Annotated in this window: 4 protein-coding genes; all 4 read right to left on the reverse strand. The window is 69.6% G+C overall.

Features of this window, described 5'->3' with window-relative positions; all coding sequences use genetic code 11:
- Positions 1–1,428 (reverse strand): hypothetical protein (locus tag CF161_RS00175; protein WP_020294500.1); only part of this gene is annotated, 1,428 nt, incomplete at its 3' end.
- Positions 1,377–1,853 (reverse strand): hypothetical protein, encoded by a 477-nt coding sequence (locus CF161_RS00180; RefSeq protein WP_020294501.1) that lies wholly within the window; start codon positions 1,851–1,853, stop codon positions 1,377–1,379. The genes CF161_RS00175 and CF161_RS00180, both read right to left, overlap by 52 nt.
- Positions 1,850–2,977 carry a VWA domain-containing protein gene (locus tag CF161_RS00185; protein WP_020294502.1) on the reverse strand — a complete coding sequence of 376 codons (1,128 nt, stop codon included), beginning with the start codon at positions 2,975–2,977 and terminating at the stop codon, positions 1,850–1,852. The genes CF161_RS00180 and CF161_RS00185 overlap by 4 nt, the downstream gene beginning before the upstream one ends.
- A partial coding sequence (locus CF161_RS33030) for a DUF5682 family protein (protein WP_256206265.1) occupies positions 2,974–3,626 on the reverse strand: 653 nt, incomplete at its 5' end. The genes CF161_RS33030 and CF161_RS00185, both read right to left, overlap by 4 nt.

Here is a 3,626-nt window from a genome sequence, read left to right on the forward strand (position 1 = left end):
CTGCTGGCACAACCAGCCGGCGAACTCCGGCAGCAGGTGGCAACTGGGCAGCGGCACCTCCTGCAGCGGCGCGTCCAGCGTCTCATCCACAGCCGCCGGCGGCGTCGCGCTGGCCGGTGCCTGATCGAAATGCAGCGCATCGAGCACCGGCTGGCCGGGGCCGGCAGCGGCGCGAATCAGGCTCAAGGGCTCGGCAAGCAGCCTGCCCGCGTGTTCATAAACCCGCGCCACCAGCCGCGAACCCTCGACCCAGGGTTCGCCAGCCACTTGCTCGATCCGGCCGATGGCGTGCCGGGTATAGGCCGAATAGCGCAACTCGACCCACAGGGTCGCGCCTTGATGGTCGTGCAGCGGCCAGACCAGGGTCTGGCGTGTGCTGTCGAACTGCACCGTGCCCACGGCGGTCGGCTGCAACAGCGCCCAGTCGTTCATCGGCCGCGCCGGGGTCAGCAGGCTGCGGCGCTGGGCCGAACGAGCCTGGAGCAAGGCGCTCCAATCCGCTGCCGCCGGCAGTTGCTGCCACTGCGCCGCGGTCAATGGCTCAAGCACGGTGGCCTGTACCGACTCGGCCACCGACAGGCGCCCGTCACCATTGACTTGGGCGCCCATCAACGACAGCCGCCGGCCGCTGGCATGGGCCGGCGACAGCAGACCGCTCCAGGGGCCCGGATGGCGGTAGCGCAGCAACGGGTTGAAGCCGCGTTGCAGCTCGGGCCGAGCCTCGGTGCAGGACAAAAACCCCTGCTGCGCCGGGCTCCAGAACACCAGGCTCAAGCCCTGGTAACCGGATGCCGTGCGCCAGGCATTGGCGCCCAGCCCCCACAGTTCCAGGGCCGTCGCCGGCGTGTACTGGCTGCGGGCCTGGCCCAGCAGGCGCACCGGCTCTTCGCCACGTTGCGCGGCGCTGGCCAAGGCCTGGAGCAAGGCATAACAGCGGCTCAGTTCATCGAACAGGCGCTGGCCATCGGCCCCGGCTGCCCGCTCCAGCAGCAGTTGCACCTGATCCGCCAGGCGCCGCAGCGACAGGGCCAGGCGCGGGTAATCGGCGCCCTGGGCCCACACCGCCAGGGTCACGTAACGCTGCTGCATGGCCTGGGACAAATGGGCCAGGCCCACCGCCACCGACTCTTCCAGCAACTGCCGCGCGCCCTGGCGCAAACGGCTGCGCGCGGCCTCCCGCAGGGCCGGGCTCGACTCGGCATTGGCGCCGCCCAGCGGCTCCGGGGCGATCAACTCCAGCCCATGCAGACGGCGCAGCGCCAGCACCGCCGCCACCTGGTATTTCTCCAGGGCGCCGCTGCGCGGGTCGGCGAGCATGCCGCCCAGGGGGCCGCCCATATAACGCAGGGTCAAAGGGGGCGTGCCCAGGGTCAGGGTCAGGTTGTGCTCGCCGCCCAGGTGCAGCTCCTGCTCCAGATCCAGCTCCATGACCCACTGCAGCGATAACCCGGCTTGCCCCCATGTTTGAGCAGCTCGGCATGGGGCAGCGCGAGCAAGCCGTCGAGCAGCGCCTGACGCTGATCCGGTGCTGGCTCGGGCGCAGCGCCAGGCGCCTGGGGCGGGCTCTGCTCGGCCAACATTTCGCGCAAGCCCAGGGCGCCGGCCAGGATGTGCTGGCACACGCCGCTGGCCGGGCAACTGCACTGGGCAAAGGCCGGCCCGCGCTGATCAAAACGCAGTTGATAAGGGCCGCACTCCAGCAGCAGGTGCTCCGCGCCCTCCTCCAGCAACCGTGGCGGGCTGCTTTCCAGGTCTTTATAGGCGCGGCGCAACAGCCCGCGATTGGCCAGGGCGACAAAGGCTTCGTCGTCAAAACTCAGGAGTTGCGCCAGCAGCGCCGGGCGCAGGCTCATGAGATCACCTTGAGCAGCCAGTGGGCCAGGCGCTGCGGGCTCAGGGCGGCGATCTGCATGCCGCAGGCAGCAAGGCTGGTGGCCATCTGCCGGTCGTAATTGGGGTTGGCCTGATCGTCGAGCGCGGCCAGCCCGAGCAGGGTCACCCGAGCCTCGGCCAGTTGCTTGACGGTGCGCAACAGCTCATTGGGCGATGCCCCTTCGTAGAAGTCACTGACCAGCACCAGCACCGTGCGCTGGGGGGTTTCCAGCAACTGGCTGCAATAGCGCAGGGCCTTGCCGATATCGGTGCCGCCCCCCAGTTGCACGCGCATCAGGGTTTCCACCGGGTCGCCGGCGTGCTCGCTGAGGTCGACCACGTCGGTGTCGAACACCACCACCTTGACCCGCAGCGCCGGCAGCCCGGCGAGAATCCCGGCCATCACCGCGCTGTGGATCACCGAGTCGGCCATGCTCCCGCTCTGGTCCACGCAAAGGATGATGTCCCACGGCAGGCGCCGGCTGTTGCGCTGGAAGAAGTACAGTTTTTCCACCACCAGCCGCTGGCGTTCGACGTCGTAGTGCTTGAGGTTGCGCCGCAGGGTGCCCAGGGCATCGAAATTGCGGGCCACGGCCATGGGCGAATGGCGCTGGCGGTTGAGGCGCCCGGACAGCACCTGGCGCACCTGGGGCTCCAGGCGCTGGCGAATCTCTTCCACCACCTGGCGAATGATGCGCCGCACCATCAGCAGCACATCGCCCTGCAAGTGCCCGCGCAGGGCGAGCAAGGTGCGCAGCAGCTGCTGGTTGGGCTCCAGGCGCTCCAGGGCCTGGGGGTCGGTGACCAGCTCGGTCAGGCCGTAGCGGTCCAGGGCGTGCTGCTCGATCACCTCCACGGTGTCCAGCGGGAACAGCTCGCGCACCTCGCCCAGCCAGGTCACCAGGGTCAGTTGGCTCGGGTCGAGGGAACCGGCGCGTGCGTCTTCGCGCAGGCCCCGGCCCTGGTATTCACGGCCGTAGAGGTATTCCAGGGCCACGTCCATGCGCGCCGCCCGGCCTTCCAGCCCGGCGCCGCCGGCGGCGTCACGCAGGGGTTTATCGGCGTATTTGCCCAGCACCAGGCGCCAGCGTTCGAGGGGGGTCATGGCGTCATCCAGGGGTCGAGGCCGTCGCCCTGCAACACCAGGGCCAGGCTTTGCGACAGGCGCAGGTTGGCCTGGACCTGATCGGCCTGCAGCGAGGCATGGCGCAACCGGCCCAGGTCATCGGCGCCGTGCAATTGGGCGACCCGCGTTGCGATGCGGTCGGTTTCACGCGGGGTCATTTCGGCAAAGGCCAGGCGCAGCTCCGGCAGGCAGGCGACAAACTGCGCCTCGCCCCACTGGTTAAGCAATGAGTCCAGCACCTCGAGCAGGCTGGGGACCTGCCAGGCGCTCTCGCGGGCGGTGGACAGCAAGCCGCGCAGGTAGGCCACGGCTTCCTGGGGTTGACGCAGGCCATGCAGGTGCCCGGCCAGCTCCGTGGCCAGTTGCGCTTCGGGCAAGCGCCCGGCCAGGTACAGCAAGCCGGCACAGGCACCGCGCAGCAGCAGGTTGGGTTGCTGGTGCAACTGGCTGACCAGGGCCCAGTACAACCCCTGATCCAGCTCCGCGCCCGCGGCCCCGGCCAGCAATTCGCGCAACTGCACCAGGCAAGCCACATGCTCCGAGGCCTCGGCCGCGCTCACGCCCTGGGCGCCGAGGTAGGTGGCGCGCTGGTAGGCACTGCGCAGCAACCCCGGCAAGCCCGGCAGGT

This window comes from Pseudomonas sp. CF161, assembly GCF_000416215.1.
Classification (GTDB): domain Bacteria; phylum Pseudomonadota; class Gammaproteobacteria; order Pseudomonadales; family Pseudomonadaceae; genus Aquipseudomonas.

Bases quoted from the DNA above. Each gene is read 5' to 3' on its own strand.
- CF161_RS00185 (WP_020294502.1), bottom strand. From the start codon at position 2,977: ATGACCCCCCTCGAACGCTGGCGCCTGGTGCTGGGCAAATACGCCGAT.
- CF161_RS00180 (WP_020294501.1), bottom strand. From the start codon at position 1,853: ATGAGCCTGCGCCCGGCGCTGCTGGCGCAACTCCTGAGTTTTGACGAC.